We start from the raw sequence: 2,235 nt of genomic DNA, 5'->3' as shown, positions 1-2,235 counted from the left end.
AAAGAGATGGGAACAGCTAGTGTTCGTCTTTTAGAAGCCATCATTTTGTTATGTCCCAAACTCTTTTTCGTTACAAACCATATTCTTTAATTTTGTTATACAATGTTCCTCTTGAAATCCCTAATAAATCAGCTGCGGCGCTCTTATTACCATAGGTTCTTTTTAGCGTATCTTGAATGAGCTGCTTTTCAGATGAGGTTTCATTCAAGGGTTCATGAAGAGTGATTTGGCGTTTTAACTCAGCTGGTAAATGCTGTGCTGTAATAGTTGGCAAATCGTTAAGTAAAATTAACCGTTCAATGGTATTTCGAAGTTCTCTTACATTACCAGGCCAATCGTGATGACAAAGCGTTTCAACCACTTCTTCATCAAGAGTTGGTTTTATCTTTTCGTGCTTTGTGCTGAATTCTTCAATAAATTGTGTAATGAGCGTTGGAATTTCATTCTGACGCTCTTTTAACGGTGGAATATGAATATTAATGACCGTTAGTTGATAATAGAGACCTTCATAAAACTCTCCTTGTTCAATTAAGCTCTCTAACAGTACAGAGGTTGAAGCCATAATTCTTGTATTAACCTGAACTTGCTCATTACTTCCCGTCATGTAATAAGCGGCGTTTTCCAGATAGTCACACAGTTTAATTTGAACGTCTAAAGGCATCTTGTGAACGTCTTGAATAAATAAGGTGCCGTTTGCTGCTTGCTCTAATTTCCCAGGCCTTTTATCGGTTGTAGGCTGTGAAAACACGCCTTGTTGATATCCAAATAACTCCATATCAATGAGGCCGGGAGGAATGGTTGCGCAGTTTAGCGTAATAAAGGGTTCATTTCGCCTTGTGCTATCATAATGAATAGCTTGAGCAAGAAGCTCTTTTCCAGATCCTACTTCACCCGTTAATAAAATAGGAATATTTGTAGACGAAACTTTTTTAGCCATTTCAATTTCTTCTTCAAGGGTAGAGTTCTCGCCAATAATAGAAGAAAATAAGCTCTTATCTCCTATCAGTGGGTCTTGTTCCACTTCTTCGTGCAGTCGAATAATATTGGTAATATCATGCTCAGTTGCCACTGCACCAATAACTTTATGGCCTTTTACAATAGGAGAAGCATTCACTAACACGTGCGTTTCTTTATTTGGCTTATGGTAAGCTCCCCGAATCGGTCGACCTTCGTTTAAGATTTTATGTAGCACAATGGACTCATCATCGAAATACGTATTGATGAACTCGCCAACAATTGCTTGTTTTGCAATTTTGTAAGTGTTTTCAGCGGCGGTATTCCATAGCACTACTTTCCCTTTATCGTCAACAACGGTTACGGCGTCGTTAATCGTCTCTCCTAATGTTTCAAAATAAGAGAAAACATCTTCATTTTCAGCTTGTAGATAGTGAATCCAGTCAGAAGGGTGAAGTACACCGTGAATAGAATTAGTTTCATATGCTTGAATAAGAACTGGGCGCTCCCAGTTAACCTTTGATGTTTTGAGGTCAAGCCAAGTAGAGATAGTAGAAGGAGACCAGTTGGTTTTGTGAATCCAATCAATAATAGGCATGCTCATCGAAGCACTCTGGAGGGCAAACTGTTCTTTTGTATGAAAGATGTAATAATGCTTATCAAAAACGATGACATATTCAAAGTTAGAAAGTTCCGATTTTATTTGGGATATGGATGTAGATGGACTGGTTAAAATAAAGGAGTCGTTTATTTTAATTGAGCTCATTGGATTGTACTAAACCCCTTTCATATTCTTACTTTTAATTAAATGTATCACACTTTTTATAAGGTCGCAAAGCGCTTCTTTTGTCCGATTTTCCAGCTAATTCGCAATGGGATTATATATTTGCTCAGACTGGGTATACAAAGGAGAGATGAAGAAATAAGGAAAATTTGAACAGTCCAATACTATTCAGTTCCATTATCACTAGTGTTGCATAAATGTTGACGCAATTTTCAGTTTAATGTTTTTTCCTGTTTAGAGCCAAAAAAGTAAATACCTTATTAAAGGTGGCTCCATCCATTTGGAAATTATGTACAATTAGACTTGTGCGACGACGACAATTTATTTTTAAGGAACGGTTTTTCCTTTAATCTTTCGTATCCAGATATGTGCCGGTTTCCATAACGAAGCCCTTAAAAAACGGCTAATCTGTAGCGTTTTTCGCTTACTTTTTGTTTCGATTTGCGCAATTACATTTAGGCAAAAAACAATCAGTGCGATAAACACTTGGTTTTGAA

General features: G+C 37.1%; 1 protein-coding gene and 1 pseudogene. Both read right to left on the bottom strand.

What is annotated here, in order from left to right; all coding sequences use genetic code 11:
* Window positions 1-70 precede the first annotated feature (70 nt).
* Window positions 71-1,720: a sigma-54 interaction domain-containing protein gene (locus tag AS180_RS11730; RefSeq protein WP_062686842.1), complete on the bottom strand. Its 1,650-nt coding sequence runs from the start codon at window positions 1,718-1,720 to the stop codon at window positions 71-73.
* A gap of 345 nt (window positions 1,721-2,065) precedes the next feature.
* Window positions 2,066-2,235 (bottom strand): annotated as a pseudogene (locus tag AS180_RS22555) (IS4 family transposase); the annotation flags it as partial.

Origin of the sequence: Priestia veravalensis, assembly GCF_001457055.1 — a bacterium.
Classification (GTDB): domain Bacteria; phylum Bacillota; class Bacilli; order Bacillales; family Bacillaceae_H; genus Priestia; species Priestia flexa.
Note: the sequence above shows the minus strand (reverse complement) of the source record. Positions and strands in the feature narration are given on the sequence as shown.

What these genes read in the sequence shown, in the direction of transcription:
- AS180_RS11730 (WP_062686842.1), bottom strand. Translation starts at nt 1,720, where the DNA reads ATGAGCTCAATTAAAATAAACGACTCCTTTATTTTAACCAGTCCATCT.